The following is a 19,962-nucleotide window of genomic DNA, read 5'->3' on the forward strand; positions in this document are numbered from 1 at the left end:
GTCGGAGTCTCTTCCAACTGCTGGTTTAACAAGGTTTTGACGAATTACATTCGACGTTATAAATAAAGAAACTATGCGCTATTACGATCCTCTGTTTTTTCGCTTTCACGAATGATCTGCATCTCGTCTGATCCGCTACGGACAATAATGTGCACATTCCCGTCTTCAGGTACAATGTCGACGTAACGGTCTCCGCACGTATCTTTAGCTTCCCATTCGTTCAATCGAATGATCAATCCCAGGTGATGCAGACCCGGAGCAACGCGGAAGCGGGCTTCGGCGGCATTTCCGACTTGTTCCAGCCGTACTGCTCCGTCCTCCATACCTGTGCCCCATACCCAGACATCCCAACCTTCATAGTGCTGGTCTTCCCGTTCGTATCGAAGCGTGACGGTTCGCGAAATTTGTTTATGAATCGTTACGCCAAGCGTTGCCCGGATTCCTCCGGCTTCAGCAATAATATGGGTTACTCCAGGTGTCATCGCACGTACGATCCCTGCTGCACTCACCGCTGCAAGTTCTGGGTGAGAAGAGCTCCAGCGTATATTCGAATCCTGAAGCGGCTGACCAAATTGATCCAGAACCAAGGCACGGAAGCGACTGATTCGAGTCATATACATGACAGGTTCGCCCACAATTTCGATTCGTTCAGCATGACGATAATCCACTTGTAACATACAGCTTGCCGTTATGTTCCCACAATGGACTGTAATCGAAGCTTCCCCTCGTTCCAGTGCATGGATTGTTCCATCAGGCTGGATCTGAATGATATCCGGATCAGAAGAAGTCCAGGTGACTGGAGCTTTTTCTACCACATTGCCAATGCTGTCCCGTACGATCGCTCGCAGTTGAGTGGTCTCCTTCGGACTATATACCTGGCGAGGAAAACTAATCTCCACTGTTGATGGTTCAGTGCCTCCAGCATGCTCTGTGTCATACAGTACCATTAAGGACCATCGTTCTACCTGAACAGTACCACGAACAGTCTCGATCACGTCTGTGCCTGCCTGATGATCATTGACTACAACATGCCAGTCTCCTTCTCCCAGGTCGACATGCTGCTCATGTTCCGTTCCGTTATAGATGACCAGAATCTGATTCCAGGTGTCCTGATTCGCACCATTCTGAAGTATAAAGGCAACTACGTTGCCATCCGCACGAATAACACGAAGGTGAGTTCGTACCTGTTCAGCATCAATCATACGAAAAGCGGGATGGGTTCGCCGCATATGAATAAGACCACGATAGTAGTCGAACACCGGTCTGAAGCGTGATTTGTTGGCCCATGTGATGGCGTTCACCGCATCCCCGCTCCGATAACTGTTATGATCACCGGCTTTGGATCTGAGCATCTCATCCCCTGAATGCAGAAACGGAATTCCCTGAGATGTAAGCAGAATGCCGGAAGACAGTATAGAGCGACGAACCATCTCATGATTCAAAACATCATCTGCATCCACATACCGATAAGGATCTGCTGCTTTTACAGCGGACTCAGCACTCCCACCACCCACGGGCTGTCCGTCCTTCCATACGGGAAATCCTAATTCATGTCTAAGGTTCATTGTTGTCGCAATTTTGTCCCACAGATTGAGATTGTCATGGGCAGTTACATAATTGACAACTTCCACAGGTGAAGATGTGAAATCATCCAGTGCTCCCGCTAATCCCCTAATAAGCTCATATTCCTGCCCTCCGGCACCCGTGACAAACCCTCTGCCACTGCCATCACTATCGCCCTTGATTGCACTGCGAAAATGATCATTAAATACTGCAAACCCCTGACCTCGCTGGGTTCCTTTTAATGTTTTACGGTCCAAAGGTGAATCTCCACCCATCCAGGGTTCCCCATAGATCAGAAACGCCGGATCGATCTGTTCCTTCAATTCGCGTGTCAGTTCATTCATCGTTTCCGTATCAATCAGGGCCATAAGGTCAAATCGAAATCCGTCCACATGATATTCTTCTGCCCAGTATCGGAGAGAATCCAAAATATATTTTCGCACCATTGGACGTTCTGTCGCCAATTCATTGCCTACACCAGAACCATTGCTGAGGGTGCCATCCTCCCGATAACGGTAATAATATCCTGGTACAATCCGTTCAAAAGGTCCCTCTTCCACGCTATACGTATGATTATAGACAACATCGAGTACAACGCGAATGCCTTGTCTGTGCAAGGATTGAACGAGTGATTTGAGCTCCCGGATGCGAACTGCAGGATCACGAGGATCTGTCGCATACGAACCTTCGGGAACGTTATAATGCTGGGGATCATACCCCCAGTTGTATGGTGCTCTGATGTTTGAACCCACATCTGCTGTAGCAAGTTCATTCACCGTCTGATAATCCGCCACAGGCAGAAGATGTACATGAGTGACTCCCAGTTCGGCAAGATGGTCTACGCCAATACTATTGCCTGCTCTATCCGTCAGACCGGATGCCGTGAATGCCAGATATTTTCCCTTATACGGAATGTCTGCATGTGGATCCGAGGAGAAATCACGGACATGTAACTCATATAACACGGCATCAACAGGACGCAGAAAAGCAGGTTTGACATCCAGGTCCCAATCGATCGGATTGGTGGTCTCCAGATCTATAATAGCCGTTCGTTGCCCATTTGCCGTTACCGCTCTGGCATAAGGATCAACAACGACTTCAATCCGCTGATCATCATGGATAATTCGGTACATATAATAATGTCCTGCCCAATCGCCGCTGAGCTTCAGGCTCCATATTCCGTCCGCATCGCGCGTCAGACCGTGTTCCTGCCCATTTTCATGATCTTGTACTTTACCACTATCGTTGTAATGCCCTTCATCTTCAAAGACCAATATATAAACCTGCTGTGCCGTAGGTGCCCACAATTTAAAAGTACTTGCTGCACGAGTATATGTTAAGCCAAGATCGTTGCCTTCGTAACAAAAAGAAGTCCATTCCGGCATCGTTCTCACCGCCTTTATATCCATTGATTTCGTGTTGTCCCGATGTTACGGAGCGGGACGTTGTTTGTCAACCCGGGGTTGTCTGTACTCATCATATCGGTCCAATTTGCGTATTCAATTAGCAATCGCTTTCAAAATATAGGATATGAAAACAAGCGCCATAGATTGACAGCATTTGTACCTGTCCTGACAAAAAAAGTTTGGAATATACAAGAATATAATGCAGGATGTCATTTGGTTGAGATTAAAATGCACCAACAGATGCACAGCATAAAGAAGGTCAGACATGACAAGGTATAGCCTTGCGACCAAGGCAATGGTTTCTGACGCATCAACAAATCGGTACCAACAAACCATTAGTAAAATCGCTACTAAGGCCCGTTCTAGATATCCAATCCAATCTAATCAAATAAATTGAGATAAAACAAATCCCCCCCTTTTCTGTATGAAAGGGGCTTCAATTCTTGGCAAGCATTGCGTTCATCAGGAATTGGAATACATTACCGTTAGGGATATCGCATTCACATGTACCTGTCCGTCCTGTATGGTACGTATCGTATCAACGCCTGCTTGTCCTTTTTCTACAATCACATTCCATGTCCCTGTGGGAACAGCGATGTCACGGTTTTCTTTTGCTGCGTTATAGATAACAACAATATGTTCCCATGAATCGCTGGCTGCTGTACCGTTCAGTTCATAGGCTAGCAGCCCATTGCCTTTTTCTATTAGACGAACATACTTCTCGATCTCTTCCCGTGTACGAAGCCGAAAGGCTGGATGTTCTCGCCGAAGACGGATCAGCCCACGATAATAATCAAATACCGGCTTGAACAGCTTCTTCTGCTCCCAATGTATGGCATTAACCACGTCTCCACTCTGATGGCTGTTGGCGTCCCCATATTTGCTTCGAAGCAGCTCATCTCCAGCCGCGATCAGGGGAACACCCTGGGAGGTTAAAACGATACCATTGGCAAGCAAACTACGGCTAACGGTCTCATTCTCCAGAATGTGTTCCGGATCAATCTGCAGGTAAGGCTTAGCCTTCTCTACAGCCTCTTCCACGCTCTCGCAACCACAAATACTTCCATCCTCGTTATAGCTGAGGAAATTCAGGGTATCGTGGAGTCCTTGTGTACGCGCGACTTTATCCCACAGATTGAGATTATCATGCACGGTTACATAGTTAATCGTCTCGGATGGATCATCCGTAAAATCCTGAATGGCTCCCCGGACGCCAGTCCACAATTCGTCTTCTTTCCCGTCCGCACCTGTCGCAAATCCCGTACCCATGCCATCGCTGTCTCCCTTGATCACTCCGCGGTAATTATCGTTAAACACAGCAAAACCCGCCCCGCGCTGCGCTCCTTTTAGAGTCATATCATCTCCAAGCGGCGAATCCAGTGCACCCCATGGTTCACCATATAACAATATGGAAGGTGACACTTCGGTGTGCAACTCCGCTGCAAGCTGTTTCATCGTAGTTGTGTCGATCAGGCCCATAAGATCAAATCGAAAACCATCCACATGATACTCCTCCGCCCAGTAACGGACCGAGTCGATGATAAATTTGCGAACCATGGTGCGTTCAGTAGCTACCTCATTGCCCGTACCTGAGCCATTGCTATAGGTTCCATCGGCGTTTTGACGATAGTAGTACCCTGGTACAAGTTTTTCAAAAGAGCTGCCTGCCGTATCAAACGTATGATTATATACCACATCCATAATTACTCCTATTCCCTTGTTATGAAGGGCAAGCACCATGGATTTGAACTCACGAATTCGTGTCTCCGGATCATCTGCACGTGATGTATAGGAACCTTCCGGGACATTGTAATGAAGCGGATCATATCCCCAGTTATAGTTGGAGCCATCAGACGTATCACCATCTACTCTGGATTCATCCACCGTCGCAAAATCAAATACAGGCAGCAGATGCACATGTGTAATCCCGAGTTCAACCAAATGATCGATCCCCAGTCTGTTGCCCTCCGAATCACGCAGACCCGTCTCGGTGAAAGCCATGTATTTGCCTTTATTCGTTATACCAGATGAAGGATGAATGGAAAAATCACGTACATGCAGTTCGTACAAGATTGCATCTACAGGACTGGTCAATTGCGGACGAATATCCTCACTCCATCCATTCGGATGTGTCTGCTCCAGTCTGACAATTACACCCATTTCTCCATTCATGGTCACTGCTCGTGCGTAGGGATCTACAGCATGGGTTGAATGTCCATCTTCGAAAGTAGGCTTGTACATGTAACGGTAGCTGTTTAAATCACCCTCCAGTTCCAGAACCCAGATGCCTTGTTCTTTCTTTTGCATAGGTAACGCCTGCTGTTTCTGTTGATTGGGCTCTTCCTCCGGGCTCCCCCCTGTCAAAGGTGGGTATAGAAGTAGTTCCATCTGAACGGCTAACGGTGACCAGACTTTAAAGTGACAGGTTTGTGCTTCTAATGTGACACCTAAATCTCTTCCTTGGTATGTATCTTCTGAAATCAATAGTTCCTGCTTATCCTCTTCAATCATGTGTGTTGTTCCCCTCTCGTTGAGAAAATTGATGAACATGGATGATACGAGTGCTCCTTACCCTTTATACCCGTTCTGCTGCCCAACCATAATCCGAATTACACAAAAGAAGACAAACGTCATGTAGATTCACATGACGCCTGCCTTCTTTATGGGTAAAACGATTCTCTCTAATGCGGTACCTGGGATTGGAAATCATTCCGGCTGGATTGATCGGCGTGGTACAAAACCACGTCCCCATCTTGCATCGGCCAGCTTCTCCCCTGATTATCTACCGGGTTGTTATCCAAACCTTCCATTTGCCATTGATTCATCAACGGTGCGTGAATATATTGCAGATGTGGCGCACTCGTATTGCCACTGCGCAATGTTTCGATATTGAAGTTAACCACAATGTAACCGTCTCTCAGAAATACTATTGCCTTCTCATCCAACTGTTTTTGTCTGGCAAGTGGCTCTAAATCGGTTCCTTTGGGTACTGCATATACATCTGCTGGCAAGCTATATTCCCCATACCAGCGCTGAATCGCTGCATTCGCCCGATCAACATTAACACCAGATGGAATATCTGTTTTTGGGCCAATGAGTGTACGGATCTGTGAAGGAAGAATCATCCAATCATAACGACCTACCCACGTTATATGATGAGAGGTCTGATCCACGAAACGAACCATATGTTCCGCCATTGTACCCTGATTGCGTTCCTCCTCCGACAGTTCATAGGTATACTGATAACGCGCTGTATCACCTAACTCCGAACCGGGGACATTTCGCAAACGTGAGTTCAGGACAACAAAGCGTTTTTCTAAATCTTGTGCCGATCCAATACGAATGAGTCGTTCCTGTCCTCGATGGTAGTATAAATCCACTCCTTGCCGGGTGGTGCCATCTTTACTCACAAAAGAGAACGTCGGCGTGATTCGGATACCATCCTGTTTCCCAAACATATTACCCTTGGTTTTCAGATCAAACTTGAAATGGTAACCCGTCTTCACTGCAGCATTTCGGAACCCCTGTACCGGATGACTGCCAGGACGAACTGGCAGGACATAGGGAGCCAAATTACCTCGGGGATCTCCGTCTATACTGTTTTCTCCGGTCCAGTAGCTTACACCCGTTGGTTCGGGGCTGCCCATCCGCTTACGGAACACATTCTCCCAGTTGTAGTCTGAAATATCGGTGATATGAAAATCATATAATCGTCCGATAACTTCTACAGCAACGGTATCTGCTGCGACATGATGAGTCAGATTCGTATTGGCATCCTGTTGTTCTGTGAAGTTTGCAGGTGTATTTTCGGCGATATTTCGAAACTCGACCTGATAATTCCCTTCATCTACCCATACAGGAAGATAAAAAGGAGTGTCCAACTGATTTACCGGAATATCCACCCATGTCATAGCCGGAATAAACTGACTTCTGGCACCGTTATAGACATCGAATGGGAAACGAACCTGTTTGATCCGGAAATATTTCGCATAATCATGGTTTCCATAACCTGGGTAACTCGCTACATCCAAATGTTGACCTGAGGTCGGTATTCGCACAATGAATGGACGCTCTAAAATAAGTGCAGCTCTGGTCGGATCAGGCGTAGTCTTCTGATTATGAGGCTGATCATCAGACACCCAGGCATAGTTCACAACTGGAGTATGTACTGTCACCGTGTTAATTCCCAGAATGGGGAACTTCTGATCCTGACCTCCGTTAACATTGCCAGGGAGCAGTCCATACGTAATCTCACCCGTGGTTGGCTGGTTAGCTTTGTTCATCAATGTGTTCTTAATCGTAAGCCGGTTCTGGTACAGAACATCGTCTCCGATCATGCCAGGCTGCGGGATTGTCCCAGGTCTTGGAGTTGTTTTCTCCACCGGGGCAGGATCCATAATCGTCGCTCCATTAAAGGTTACTTTATCATTATTGACGGTATTCTCTCTAACCTCCGCTTCAGCTTTGGATTGAAACAATGATGTTTCATCTGGCGTAGGCGGTTCAACCGAACCACCCGGAACCCCTTCGGTGCCAAGATCAATCTCTCGGCATGACGCAGGTTTTACATGCGTGGTAACCGCAGGATCCATAGCCGATTGCAAAGTCGGTAGTGTATATGCATTGGGCGTCAGGGTCACGGTGTCACCATAACCGCCTAGCGCATAGTTAAATACCTTAGCTTCATTTAACTTGTAAACCTCCAGGTTATCGATCTGCCAATAGCTATATGTCCGTGTTACTTGCATGGTTTTATCCCCGGGCACATCAAGTTCTTTGGGCTCAGGAGGTGTTCCTGGATCCCCCTCACCACTAGACGCTCTTCCCGGGATCGTCCAGGTTTTATGATACACCCTTTTCACTTTAACGGTGTAAGTCACCGTTCCTGTCATGTTAACCCAACGGTGCTGAAACAGATATTCCTTGGCCAAAACATTGGCATAAAGATCTTCCGAAGTTGGAATACCACGGGTAACATCAAACTTCTCAGATCCCCGATCATCTGCCTTCAACACACCTCCAACAGACGGGTCCATAACCGATGCTTCAATAACCGTGCCTCTACTCGGTGGGCTGATGGTCATAGGGCAAGCGTTCACAGGGTCGCCCCCCGGATCACCATCATTACCACCTTCTCCATTATCTGTGCAGTCCTTCACCTCAAGCACCTGAGTCCCTTGTTCATTCAGTTGCTGAGCAGAATCAAGAAAATGAGCTTTTATGGTCGTGCTACCCACGATCCCTTTTGTCGTGATTTTGCCATCAGCACCGATCGTTGCCACAGCCGGATTCGAGCTCTGCCACGTCAATTTGGGATGAGCCGTCAGTTTATGAACAGAGCGATCCGGTTTGGTTAGAACGGCTTCTGCCTGTAGAGGTGTCGTATTGGCTTTACAAGCGTTCGGCAAATTCACAACGAGTCCTGGCTCAGACGTGACAGTTATGGTGGCAGTATCCGAGATTAGATATGTACCATTGTTCCAGATTGCACGCACAGTGACCGTGCCCGGACTTTCGGCCGTTAACATCCCTGTTTTCAACTCTATACTCGCAATTGTCTCGTCAGAAGAAAACCATTTGATCTCCGTTTCCCTGCGGGATACGTCGATGCCCTCACCAAAGGCTGTCGCACCATAGCCCTTTGTCTTCACCTTGGCTACCATCTGCTGAGTTTGACCTAGGGTAAGGGTTTTATTCGGAGTTACATCGATCTCCTTCTCTTCAACCAGATCACCTTCCCAGATGATATCCATGGGCGTATGGTATGCAACGATTTGCTTCACACAGTTTCGAATTGTTTTACCACCATTTTCATAGTCCCTTCGATTAGTAACTGTGTGTGAGCCTCCTGTTTTGGTAATAATTTTTACGATTGTATTTCCTTCTCTTATAATCGTGTTCCCCAAACCAGTATAAGACGACTGTAGTGTAGTTGATTGGTAATCTACGCTTTTAATACGAATTTTATCTAGCATTCTCTGTGTAACAGTCTGTGATTGAAAATCTGGCCAAGATATTGCGGGCCATTCAGAAAAATCGACCTCATTAGGAATTTCCTTCTCATCTGGATATGGAATAGAACATGAATTAGGATTGAGGTTATTCGAAAAAGTTGGTCCAGTAGTGTGATCTGCTTTGAAATTACCATCATCAAGTTGATACCAGTAAACACCTGGATTTGCTATCCTTTTTTCAGACTGTACCGTATTAGATATTTTTTGTTTCTTAGGTCCATATGGATCTGAACTTGCAGCTTCTATTGAGGATGTTAAATTCAAACATAGTATAGTAATAAGAAAAATTGAGATAAAAATTAAGGATTTCTTCTCAACATGAGCACACAAAAATATTCCACCACCATTAAGTTTGACTTACATATTCTGAATTTTTAGTATATTTCCACTTTTTTGATTAAAGGAATATGCTCCATTTTTACCTTCTAAAACAGATGTCACCCAAAATCTCTTCTTTATATCTTTCTTAATCAAATCACTCGATCTCTCAGGGATAGTCACTAGTCCATTCTTGAATGCTTGCTTAAGATCCAAACGATTAAATTGCAAAAAACCACTATATAACCCTCCATTAAAAGTAATTGGATCGGATCTCTCAATTTTGGATGTAAAAGATATATCTGCAAAAGCCATATAGTTGCCTTTGAAAAGATGTGTCTCTGGACCAATGAATAATGTTGCATAGAGACCTTTTGCTTTACCTTGAGTAACATCTACAACAATATATCTATGCAGTGTAACTACACCGGAATTATTGGATAATTTAATTTCTTCTCTTGCTAAATCACTTACTTTAGCGGAGTTATTACTATACCTATAATTACTAATTGTCGTTAAATTCGTACCTGTCGTGCCGACCTCTCTCATCTCATTCAGGTCACTATACTTCCCGGCATCCGTGCCCTCCACGTCCATATAACGCAGCAAAATGGCCGATACTTCTGCACGAGTGGTGGAATCCGCTGGTCTCAATGTGCCATCCTGGAATCCACCGACAATGCCCGTCCCACGGACAAGGGCAAGATACGGAATCTGTTCGGCACGAATGGTGCCGCGGTTCACTTCCGGTGTGGGAAGCAGTGTGTTTTTCGTATCGTTAAAAGCATCCTGGAAGCTGGTTCCGGACTTGATCAGTCCATTGGCAATCCATTTCATCATCTCGTAACGCGTCAGTTCTGCATTCGGATTGAACCCTTTGGCATAATCACCAGCGTTAATGAATCCTTGTCCCACAAGCTGGCTAACCGCTGCTTCAGACCAATGTCCCTTGAGATCGGAAAACGGATTTTTCCCCTCTACCTTCTCTAATCCAGTCGCACGGGCAAGTATGGTTGCATATTCCCCACGTGTGATTTTGCCATTGGGACGGAACGTTCCGTCCTGATAACCAGAGATCAGATTTTTTTCATAAGCTTTGGCAATAGTCGCTTGAGCCCAATGGCCCTTGATATCCTTGAACTTGCTAAGGGCCGTGTCACTTGTCCCCGATGCTGCATTCGCTGTTGAAGTAAAATGTACTGGGCCCATCGGTAATACTGTTCCTGCCAATACAGCTGTCGTTAATAATCCGACGATCCACACGTTCCGTTTTTTCTTCTTCTCGTGTCCTCTGATCTGCTTCTTCAATCTACTCACGCTCCTATGTACCTTAGTATGGGGATGCTTTACTTGGTCAACCTAGTCACTTCTCTTCATAACCAAAACCTAAATTTGCCATAATAATCAATATTCTACCATGTTGTACTAGGCTATTGGTATTATTTTTCGTCCATCCCCATCACTTCAAGGCGTGCGCCCCTCCTTCCATAGACCCACTTCATTCGCCTAAAACACAAAAAAAGGCCATGAATCCGCAGATTCATAGCCTTATGCTTTAAGGGTGTGGTCTTTCTTATAATATTGGAAAAATGAACTCATTCATAGAATAAACCATATCATTCCATTTGATCAACCCTTTTTTTATGTCAGCCAGCTTTATTTCCCGTTTAATTCCTTATAGGATGCTTCGAGTTCCGTAATCAATTGATCACCACCGGCTTTTCTCCAGCTTGCGATTTCCTGCTCCCAACCTGCATCATCGATTTTGCCCATAATGTACTTGGTCTGCGCATCCCAGATCATCTGATCCAGCTCCTGACCACGCTCGGTATAGATCGCCGAAGACAAGGTGAGTGCCGGATTGGCAATGGCGTACTGCTCATTCTCACGCGCCATCTTTGTACCTTTCATACCAATCGGAACATCAACCAGTTCAGGCACGTTATAACCTTCAATGCTTAACAAATTATCCCGATATGGCTTCACTTCACGCTGATAAGCGTCAAAATCTTTAAGTTCGGTTTTCCCATCCGCAGTCTTGCTGTAGTGCACATCGAGCAATCCACGGAGCTGCAACGTACTCAATTCCTCATCCATCAACTGGTCCAGGAACGTAAGAACCTGCTTCAATTGCTCCTCATCCGTAACGGATGCCTTCGGGATGACCAGCATTCCGTAGTTTCCTGGCTCCCCGGCGATACGAATACCATCGGTTCCCTGGAAAGGAGCCACGTCAATCTCCCCATCCGGAGCATTAGGTGTAAGTCGCTGCTGAGAGGACTTTCCGTTTTGGGCCACACCGTTAAGCTTCATGCCAACCAGGCCGGAATCCATTTTCTTGTCCGCATCGGAAGGATCAAGAGCTGGAAAATCACTGTTAATCAGTCCCTCGCTGAACAGTTGCTTGAAGAGTTTCATCGTATCCACATATTCGGTGGTCAAGAACTCCGGGGTCAATTTCCCAGCATCATCCACACCCCATTTGTTGACACCACCAATACTTACAGCGATCCGCGTCAGTGGCGAAGAGACACCTTCATTATATTTTTTGAACAGCAGCGCACCATACGTATCCTCTTTACCATTCCCGTCAGGGTCGTCCTTACGAATGGAGCGCATCACTTCATACCAATCATCCAGCGTTTTGGGTATATCCAGCTTTAATGTATCAAACCAGTCCTTGCGATATACGATCGCAGTCCGTCCAATATCCCGGAAGTTCGGAATACCGTAGACCTTGCCTTCAATTTTGATATTGTTAAAATAAGCTTCGGATTGGGCAGACAGGTTTTTATAATCCTTCAAGTAAGGCCCCAGTTCCCAGAACAGTCCCGTTTTGGCGGCATTAAATGTGGTCGGCACATAATTCACTCGCATAATGGTCGGCATCTCGCCTGAAGCAACCATAACATTCACCTTATCATCAAAAGCAGACTGCGGAATCCACTGTACATTGACATCCGTATTTGTATATTCCTCAATCTTCTTTTCAATCCCGTTCTCCTTGGCCGGTATGTCTCCTACCTGCATTAAAGAGATGGAAATGGGAAGTTTACCTTCCCCTGCAGCAGGTGCTTTTTCTCCCCCGCAACCTGCAAGCAATCCAGCGGACATTGCACCAATTACAACGATTCCGCCTAAACGGGACATTGGACTTTTTGGACTCATGAACCATCTCTCCTTTTGGATAAGGTTATGTACACAGACCACTCCGATGACAGAACAACCTTCAGATCGCTGTTATCCCCAGATTTTTTTGATTCCCTTCTAAACAAGGGGAAAATCCGGGGATAAGCCTATGCTTCCGATGCAGCTTTCTTTCAGAAAGCTTTTAGGCGAACGCTTCGCTTCCTCAAGTTATTTCTGTCCTCTACGTTCTCATGTACATGTTAGTTGGACTTGTAAAGTTCAATCTCCACTCCTGCCAAAATGAACGGAGCGACCGACTTCGGATCATTGATCCGAATGGACTCGGTCACATAATACTCATAGGACCCGTCGCGATACGGGCTTCCTCCAAGACCGGCTCCGCCGTTACACTGCGTCAGGGACAGTACGCCTTCACGGTCCGTTTGCAGCAGATGCTGCAGCAGACCCTGATATCCTTTTTCCGCAATCGTTTTGAACTTGCCACTTAGATATCCTTTACGCACACCTTTGGCCAATGCATAGACAAACATCGAGGTCCCGGAAGCCTCAAGATAGTTCCGTTCACGTCCCGGTTGATCCAACAAATGTGGCCATAGTCCGGTCTGCTGATCCTGCACATGCACTAGTGCGTTTGCTATCCGTTCGAAGATACCCACAATCTGCCCGCGCTGCGGATGATCTACCGGCAGATAATCCAAGGTATCCACAACCGCTATCACATACCAGCCCATCGCCCGACTCCAGACATGTGGTGAACATCCCGTCTCACCCGAACTCCAGCGCTGCTCTTTGCTCTCATCCCAGGCATGGTACAAGAGACCACTACGCGGATCACGTGTACGTTGCTCCACCAGCAAGAGCTGCAGAGCCGCCTTGTCAAACCACTTCTCTTCACCCGTCACTGCGCCATACTGGGTTAGATACGGAGTAGCCATGTACAATCCATCCAGCCACATCTGGAAAGGGTAAATCTTTTTGTGCCAGAACCCGCCTTCACTCGTATGTGGCTGTCCCTTAAGCTGAGTCATAAGCAACTCCGCAGCTTTGCGGTACTTTTCTTCTCCCGTTTTCTCGTGCAACAGGAACAGTGATTTCCCCTGATTGATCTGATCCAGATTATATTCCTCGATCGCATAGGAGCGAATGGAGCCATCTTCCTGAACGAAATGATCCATCAGCTCACGGATGTAGTCAAAATACTTCTGCTCCCCCGTGTGTGTATACAGCTCCTCCAGTGCTTTCAGGAAGCAGCCGTTCTCGTAATGCCAAGTGGCGTACAGCTCATGGTTGCGATAACTTTCCATGAATTGCTGTGCCATGCGCACCGATGTGAATTGTAATGTTTCCTTCATGATCAAGCCTCCGCTTCCGGCTCTTATTGAGCCTGTTTTTTGTAATCTTCGGCATATTCCTCACGAATCTTGTTTCCACCAGCATTGCCCCAATTCTCGATTTCCTTTTCCCAGCCGCTTTGATCGATCTTGCCCATGATGTATTTGGTTTGCGCATCGGCAATCACCTGATCCAGATCCGCCCCACGGTCACCATACGTTGGAGAATATAACGTCAGCGCAGGGTTTGGCACAGCGTGCTCCGCCAGTTCCTTGGCAAGTGTCGTACCTTTTTCACCCAGTTCGGTATCCTTCAATTTCGGTACGTTATATCCTTCCACATAAGGAAGGTTGTCACGGTAAGGTTTCACTTCACGCTGGAATGCATCGAAGTCACTCATCTCCACCTGATCTTCGCCCACTTTGGTGTGATGTTTGTCTTCCATACCACGCATCAACAGGGTAGCCATCTCAGGGTCCATCAATTTATCGAGGAAGGAGAGCAAATCCTTGAGTTCTTCTTCCGATTTCACCGTTGATTTAGGGAATGCCAGAATTCCGGAGTTACCCGTCTGTCCTGCAACACGATCTCCGTTCGGTCCAAGCAAACCAGCGATGTCTACCACACCATCCGGATTGTTTTTGGACAGACGCTCTTGCTGACTTTTTCCGTTCTGAGCAACACCAACACGAATACCGACAACACCGGAATCATACTTTTTCTCCGCTTCTGTAGAGTCGAATACGGCAAAGTCCTGGTTCAGCAGTTTCTCATCGTACAAACGTTTCAGCAGATCCAACACCTGCATATATTCCGGTGTCATGAATTCCGGCGTGAAGCTGCCATCATCCTCGACTTTCCATTTGTTAGGTGCACCAAAGCTTACGCCAAGGCGAGTCGTGAAGGAATATTGGTCCTCATTGTATTTTTTGAAAAGCATCAGTCCAAATGTATTATCCTGACCATCTCCATCCGGATCGGAGGTAGCCAGCGTTTTAATCGTTTCATACCATTCATCCGGTGTCGTTGGCACCTTCAGATTCAGCTTCTCGAACCAGTCCTTGCGATAGATCACTGTAGCCCGCGCAATATCCGAGAATACGGGAACACCATAGATTTTGCCCTCTACCTTGATGTTGTCAAAGAAACGCTCGTTCTGTGCCGACAGATTTTTGTAATCTTTCAGCAAAGGCCCCACTTCCCAGAACACGTCATTACGCATTGCACTGGTCACCGTTGGATTATATTGCACCTTCACAATTTTCGGCATATCACTTGAAGCGATCATTACGTTAATTTTGTCATTGTAGGCCGAAGCCGGAATCCACTGGATATCCAGTTTGGTATTGGTATACGCTTCAATCTTTTGCTGAACTTCATTGCCTTTGCTTGGTACATCACCCACCTGTGCAATGGCTATGGACACATTTTGTACGCCGCCCTCGGCAGCCTGACCCTCATCTGATCCGCATCCTGCCAGCAAACCTGTCACTAGTGCCAGTGTGCTCAAGACAGCTACGGCTTTCTTTTTTGTTGCTTTCATAACATGAAAACCTCCCTTTTTTTATGCAGTCATACTGAACTGACTTCGAACCATGTGCCGACTCAACCTTTCACCGAACCCAGCATCACTCCTTTGGCAAAATGCTTTTGCAGGAATGGGTACACCAGCATAATCGGGATCGTGGAGAACACGATAACGGCCATGCGAATGGTAAGCGGCTGGATCTCGGTCTCTTCAATACTCGTGTCACCGATTCGGCTCTGTGCCAGAATGACAATCTCACGTAGCCAGACTTGGACAGGCCACTTCTCACTATCGTTGATATAGATAACAGCGCTGAAGAAACTGTTCCAGTGGGCCACCGCGTAAAAGAGTGAAAATGTCGCCATGGCTGGCATGGACAACGGCAGGACAATCCGGAACAATACGCTGACATCGTTACATCCATCAATTTTGGCTGCATCCTCCAGTTCATCAGGAATGGCTTGGAAGAAGTTTTTGAGTACAATCAAGTTAAATGCACTAATAGCGGTAGGTAACATCAGTGACCACAACGTATCCGTCAGGTGCAAGGATTTTACGACAAAATAGGTTGGAATCATCCCGCCACTGAAGAGCATCGTGAACAATACACCGAGCAAAATGGGCTGGCGTCCACGCAAATATCTTCTGGAGAGCGGATAAGCCATAAGTGACGTAAACAGCAGGTTAATGAAGGTACCAATCACCGTAATATAGATCGATACGCCCAGACTGCGAATCAAGGTATCTGTAGAGAAAATGTAACGGTACGCAGCCAGAGAGAACTCTTTGGGAAAAAGAATAAATCCTCCCTTAGCCACTTCATGCGGACTGGTAAACGAGACGGCCAAAATATAAATGAACGGGATGACCGTCACGATTCCAATCAACAGCAGCAAGCCATGATTGAGAATATCAAAGATCCGGTTGCCCCACGTTTTATCCTGTTGCATCTTAATGTTCACTCCTGTCTGGTGAAGAACGTCTGCACCCTAGGGTTAGTAGACGCCTTCCTCCCCGAATTTTTTGGCCATCGTATTGGCACCAAGGACAAGCGCCAGCCCGACAACCGATTTGAACAACCCGACAGCAGCACTATAACTGTACTGTGCCTGTGTAAGACCCTTCGTGTACACGTAGGTATCAAACACCTCGCCCACATCCCGGTTCGTCGGAGTCAGCATCAGGAAGATCTGTTCAAAGCCTGTATCCAGGAAATTGCCCAGACGCAGAATGAGCAAAATGACGATTGTACTGCGAATGGCCGGCAGCGTAATGTGCCATGTTTGGCGCCAGCGATTGGCACCATCAATCCGTGCAGCTTCATAGAGCTGTGTATCCACACCGGAAAGTGCCGCCAGGAAGATAATTGTGCCCCAACCAACTTCTTTCCAGATGGATTGTCCGACAATCATCGTTCGGAACCAACCAGGTTCAAGCAGGAATGCCACTTTTTGTCCTGTCAGGTTATAGAGCAATTCATTAATCGCACCACCCTCGGTTGTGAACAACATGTAGAACACACCAACAACAACAACCCAGGAAACAAAGTGTGGAACATAAACAAGAGTTTGTACAAATCGTTTGAAACGTTCACGGCGAACTTCATTCATCATGAGTGCCAGTACAATCGGCAGTGGGAAAAAGAACACAATGTTATAAATGGCTAGTAAAAACGTATTCCGAAATAATGTCCAGAACTGCGGTTCTCCGAAGAAACGCTGGAAATGTTTGAAGCCTACCCATTCACTCCCCAAGATACCCTTGTAAGGGGTGTAATCCTGAAAAGCCATCGTGATGCCATACATGGGTATGTATTTGAAAATAACAAAGTAAAGCACACCCGGTATTAACATGATATACAGCCACCGGTTTTTGATAATGTCCCTCCACAGCAGGTTTTTGTCACTGCGGGTAGCGGGCCGTGTTCGAGCCGCCGTTTCGGCTTTCATATTGTCTTCCTCCCCACATTGGAAACGATTACAAAATATCACTTCCTGAATTCATGTCTTCATTGTGGAGGATAAACGAATGACTGGCTATCGTCTCGTTTTAGCCTTTTATTTTTCCTTATGTAGCAAGGGTTTAGCTCATTTCCCTCACAGAATCTAAAGGCATAATGAACTGCTTTCAACCTCCATATTCCTGTCTTAACTTCATGGAGGAAAGTGGTCTTCTTCCTTCAGCCGAACATAAAAAAACCTGCCTGCCATGGCGGGCAGAGCAGGTTTGTTTTATCGCTGCTGCTCCCGGTACTTGCCGGGGGTTGTTCCTGTGATTTTGCGAAACGTACGGATAAAAGCGGTTGGGTTGGTATAGTTTAATTTCTCGGCAATCTCCGATATTTTAAGATTTGTTGTTTGCAGCCATGTCTTTGCTTTTTCCATACGATACTCTGCGAGATATTCCGTAAAATTGACTCCAGCTTCCTTCTTGAATACCCGACTAAGGTAGACAGGGTGAAAATTAAGCTCAGCGGCACAGGCTTCCAGCGACAATTCACGATCATAACGTTCCTCGATCAAACGAATCATACGTCTCGCAATATTCATGTATTGGGATTCTTCCTGCTCTCGCCAGAAACGAATGACGGGCAGGAACAGCCGCTTGCGGAACCAATTGGTCATTTCGTCCAATGTGGACAACTTCAGCAAATGTGACATGGATGCTTTTTCACCCAGTACTTCGGCTACATCCCCACCTTGCTCCTGCACAAGCTGATATACACGAGACAATAACTGAACCATAATGACGGGGTATTCACTGAAATGAAGCTTTTTGTCTGCAAGTAATCCCAAATATTGCTTAAAATAGGCGTCAGTCTTTTCTTCATCTCCTTGCTTGAGCGCAGAAGCGAGCTGATCCTCAATCATGCGTAGTTGGGTATACAATGCGGCCTCCATCTGACCACGTGGCTGAATATCCTCGTAATGCAAAATAATACGGCTACCCAGACTTACCCGGCCTTGCAGAGCCTCGCGGCTCTCCTGAACCGCTCTTGGCGTATCTCCGATACAAGTGTAAGAACGACTGATGCCGATACTTACGGGCAGATTCAGATAAGTCACGACACGTTCACGAATCCAGTCTGCCTGAGTATGCATCCATTCCTTCAGCTTCACCTCATCCGTGAGTTCGGAGGCAAGAACGGTGACCTGAGCATCATCCAGCATGACCGGGGTGAACCGAACTGCCGAAGGGAGTAGCTCACCTACCATATTGTTGACAGCAAACAGCAGCAGATCGCGATCCTGTTCCTCATATCGGGTCCCTTCCAAGGTATCGATCTGGAGCATGAGTACGCCAAGACTTGCCCACCCTGTCGGGAAATCGTACAATTCTCCCTGATATCTGAAATCTTCTTCCGAGATTTTGCCTGTCAGCAATTTGGTCATAAAAAACTCCTGGAGGTGCACATGCTGCCCCTTCATCTGCTCACGCATCGTTTTCTCCGAGCTGAACAAGGTTGACAATTGCTCCTCAATATAGATAAATTCATCCTGTCGGCGTCCTGACGGAGCAACTGGGGAATCCAATCCCTTCGTAAATTGCAGCAGTCTGGAGATCGGTGAGTACATCCGCCGACTGCCGTATATGGCGAACAATCCCGTTACACATAACATGACAAGTGTAGCGATACCGGTAACCAATGCAATTTTCTGCGACTGGGCCGTAATCTGTCCAAGAGATACAACGGACACGTATAACCAGCCATTGAGCGGAGATTGCCTGTAACTAACCGCCACTTGATTACCTTCCACCTCCGCACTGAAGAAACCCTCTGGCTGCCCCGTCGTTTGTACCATTTCGTGAATTTCCTTATTCAGCGCGTCATATTTCCCGCCTTGCTGCATGTCGTTCAGAAAATACTTCTGCTCCCGATCCAGAACGTACATATCTCCAGAATTCGTATTTCGGCTCAAGTAGGTGCTCAGTTCCGTATCGGCGATATCAATCACAAGAAATCCCTTTGGTTTCACATTGGTTGGTATCATCGGGATTTTGAATACCATACTGACCACATTATCCGATGATATAAGGGCAGGTGCCTGTTCGGGTGTTAGTTCACCCATACCTGCTGACACAGGTACACTTTCTTTGGCTGAACTGGCATTCTGAGTGACCCAGAACAGGCTGTTGGTATAACTTAGGTAGGAGCCAATTCGGTCTCGAATGCTGAAATCATCCAATTTGCCAAAAGAACGCATCGACACGACCCAATCTTCATCCAGATTAACCAGATAGGCTTGGTCAATGTTCGTAACCGCTTGCAAGTTGTTAAAACCGGATGTCAGATCACGAATCTCCTGAAACTCGCTGCTGTCTAGTGGTTTCTTCATCGCCTGTAGTACCAAGGGAGAATTAACATACTGGATGGATGATAATTGCAGGCTGCGCAGAACTTGTTCTACCCTCATTTGGGTCTGATGCAATATCTGAAGATTGCTCTCACGCACTTTCTGTTCAATGTCACGTGATGCAATCGTATACGAGACCGAACCAATAACAATGACCGGAAGGGCTCCGAGGATCAGGGTAAAACAGAGCAAACGCAGTAAATACTTAGGCAAGAAGAGCATCCTCCTTTATACGTATGTTTATTAAAATAAATCGCTTTCATTGGATTAATTTACTATTGTTATTTTAAAACCCA

General features: G+C 46.5%; 10 protein-coding genes. All 10 read right to left on the reverse strand.

Features of this window, described 5'->3' with window-relative positions; genetic code table 11:
• Window positions 1–71 precede the first annotated feature (71 nt).
• Entirely contained in the window at window positions 72–2,948 is a 2,877-nt protein-coding gene (gene pulA, locus ACE04G_RS01820; RefSeq protein ID WP_449003423.1) for a type I pullulanase, read from the reverse strand.
• A 483-nt stretch (window positions 2,949–3,431) separates the two neighbouring features.
• Window positions 3,432–5,480 carry a type I pullulanase gene (gene pulA, locus ACE04G_RS01825; RefSeq protein ID WP_221824700.1) on the reverse strand — a complete coding sequence of 683 codons (2,049 nt, stop codon included), beginning with the start codon at window positions 5,478–5,480 and terminating at the stop codon, window positions 3,432–3,434.
• A gap of 170 nt (window positions 5,481–5,650) precedes the next feature.
• Window positions 5,651–8,722: a DUF5704 domain-containing protein gene (locus tag ACE04G_RS01830; RefSeq protein ID WP_449003422.1), complete on the reverse strand. Its 3,072-nt coding sequence runs from the start codon at window positions 8,720–8,722 to the stop codon at window positions 5,651–5,653.
• 618 nt (window positions 8,723–9,340) lie between these two features.
• A complete protein-coding gene (locus ACE04G_RS01835) occupies window positions 9,341–10,618 on the reverse strand; it encodes an S-layer homology domain-containing protein (protein ID WP_486094113.1) in 1,278 nt (425 codons plus the stop codon).
• Window positions 10,619–10,957: 339 nt separating this feature from the next.
• Window positions 10,958–12,469: an extracellular solute-binding protein gene (locus ACE04G_RS01840; RefSeq protein WP_449003420.1), complete on the reverse strand. Its 1,512-nt coding sequence runs from the start codon at window positions 12,467–12,469 to the stop codon at window positions 10,958–10,960.
• Window positions 12,470–12,690: 221 nt separating this feature from the next.
• Window positions 12,691–13,803: a glycoside hydrolase family 88/105 protein gene (locus ACE04G_RS01845; RefSeq protein ID WP_449003419.1), complete on the reverse strand. Its 1,113-nt coding sequence runs from the start codon at window positions 13,801–13,803 to the stop codon at window positions 12,691–12,693.
• A gap of 23 nt (window positions 13,804–13,826) precedes the next feature.
• Entirely contained in the window at window positions 13,827–15,326 is a 1,500-nt protein-coding gene (locus ACE04G_RS01850) for an extracellular solute-binding protein (protein WP_339297767.1), read from the reverse strand.
• Between the two features lie 62 nt (window positions 15,327–15,388).
• Complete coding sequence (locus ACE04G_RS01855; protein ID WP_076212380.1) at window positions 15,389–16,261, reverse strand: carbohydrate ABC transporter permease; 873 nt, start codon at window positions 16,259–16,261, stop codon at window positions 15,389–15,391.
• A 45-nt stretch (window positions 16,262–16,306) separates the two neighbouring features.
• Window positions 16,307–17,260: an ABC transporter permease gene (locus ACE04G_RS01860; RefSeq protein WP_145323915.1), complete on the reverse strand. Its 954-nt coding sequence runs from the start codon at window positions 17,258–17,260 to the stop codon at window positions 16,307–16,309.
• Between the two features lie 282 nt (window positions 17,261–17,542).
• On the reverse strand, window positions 17,543–19,879 hold the full coding sequence (locus ACE04G_RS01865) for an AraC family transcriptional regulator (protein WP_339305413.1): 2,337 nt from the start codon (window positions 19,877–19,879) through the stop codon (window positions 17,543–17,545).
• Between the last annotated feature and the right edge of the window lie 83 nt (window positions 19,880–19,962).

The sequence above is a fragment of the Paenibacillus sp. AGC31 genome (assembly GCF_057334655.1).

Coding starts and splice junctions, on each gene's coding strand:
- ACE04G_RS01850 (WP_339297767.1), bottom strand. CDS start 15,326: ATGAAAGCAACAAAAAAGAAAGCCGTAGCTGTCTTGAGCACACTGGCA.
- ACE04G_RS01860 (WP_145323915.1), bottom strand. CDS start 17,260: ATGAAAGCCGAAACGGCGGCTCGAACACGGCCCGCTACCCGCAGTGAC.
- pulA (WP_221824700.1), bottom strand. CDS start 5,480: ATGATTGAAGAGGATAAGCAGGAACTATTGATTTCAGAAGATACATAC.
- pulA (WP_449003423.1), bottom strand. CDS start 2,948: ATGCCGGAATGGACTTCTTTTTGTTACGAAGGCAACGATCTTGGCTTA.
- ACE04G_RS01830 (WP_449003422.1), bottom strand. CDS start 8,722: ATGGATATCATCTGGGAAGGTGATCTGGTTGAAGAGAAGGAGATCGAT.
- ACE04G_RS01845 (WP_449003419.1), bottom strand. CDS start 13,803: ATGAAGGAAACATTACAATTCACATCGGTGCGCATGGCACAGCAATTC.
- ACE04G_RS01855 (WP_076212380.1), bottom strand. CDS start 16,261: ATGCAACAGGATAAAACGTGGGGCAACCGGATCTTTGATATTCTCAAT.
- ACE04G_RS01840 (WP_449003420.1), bottom strand. CDS start 12,469: ATGAGTCCAAAAAGTCCAATGTCCCGTTTAGGCGGAATCGTTGTAATT.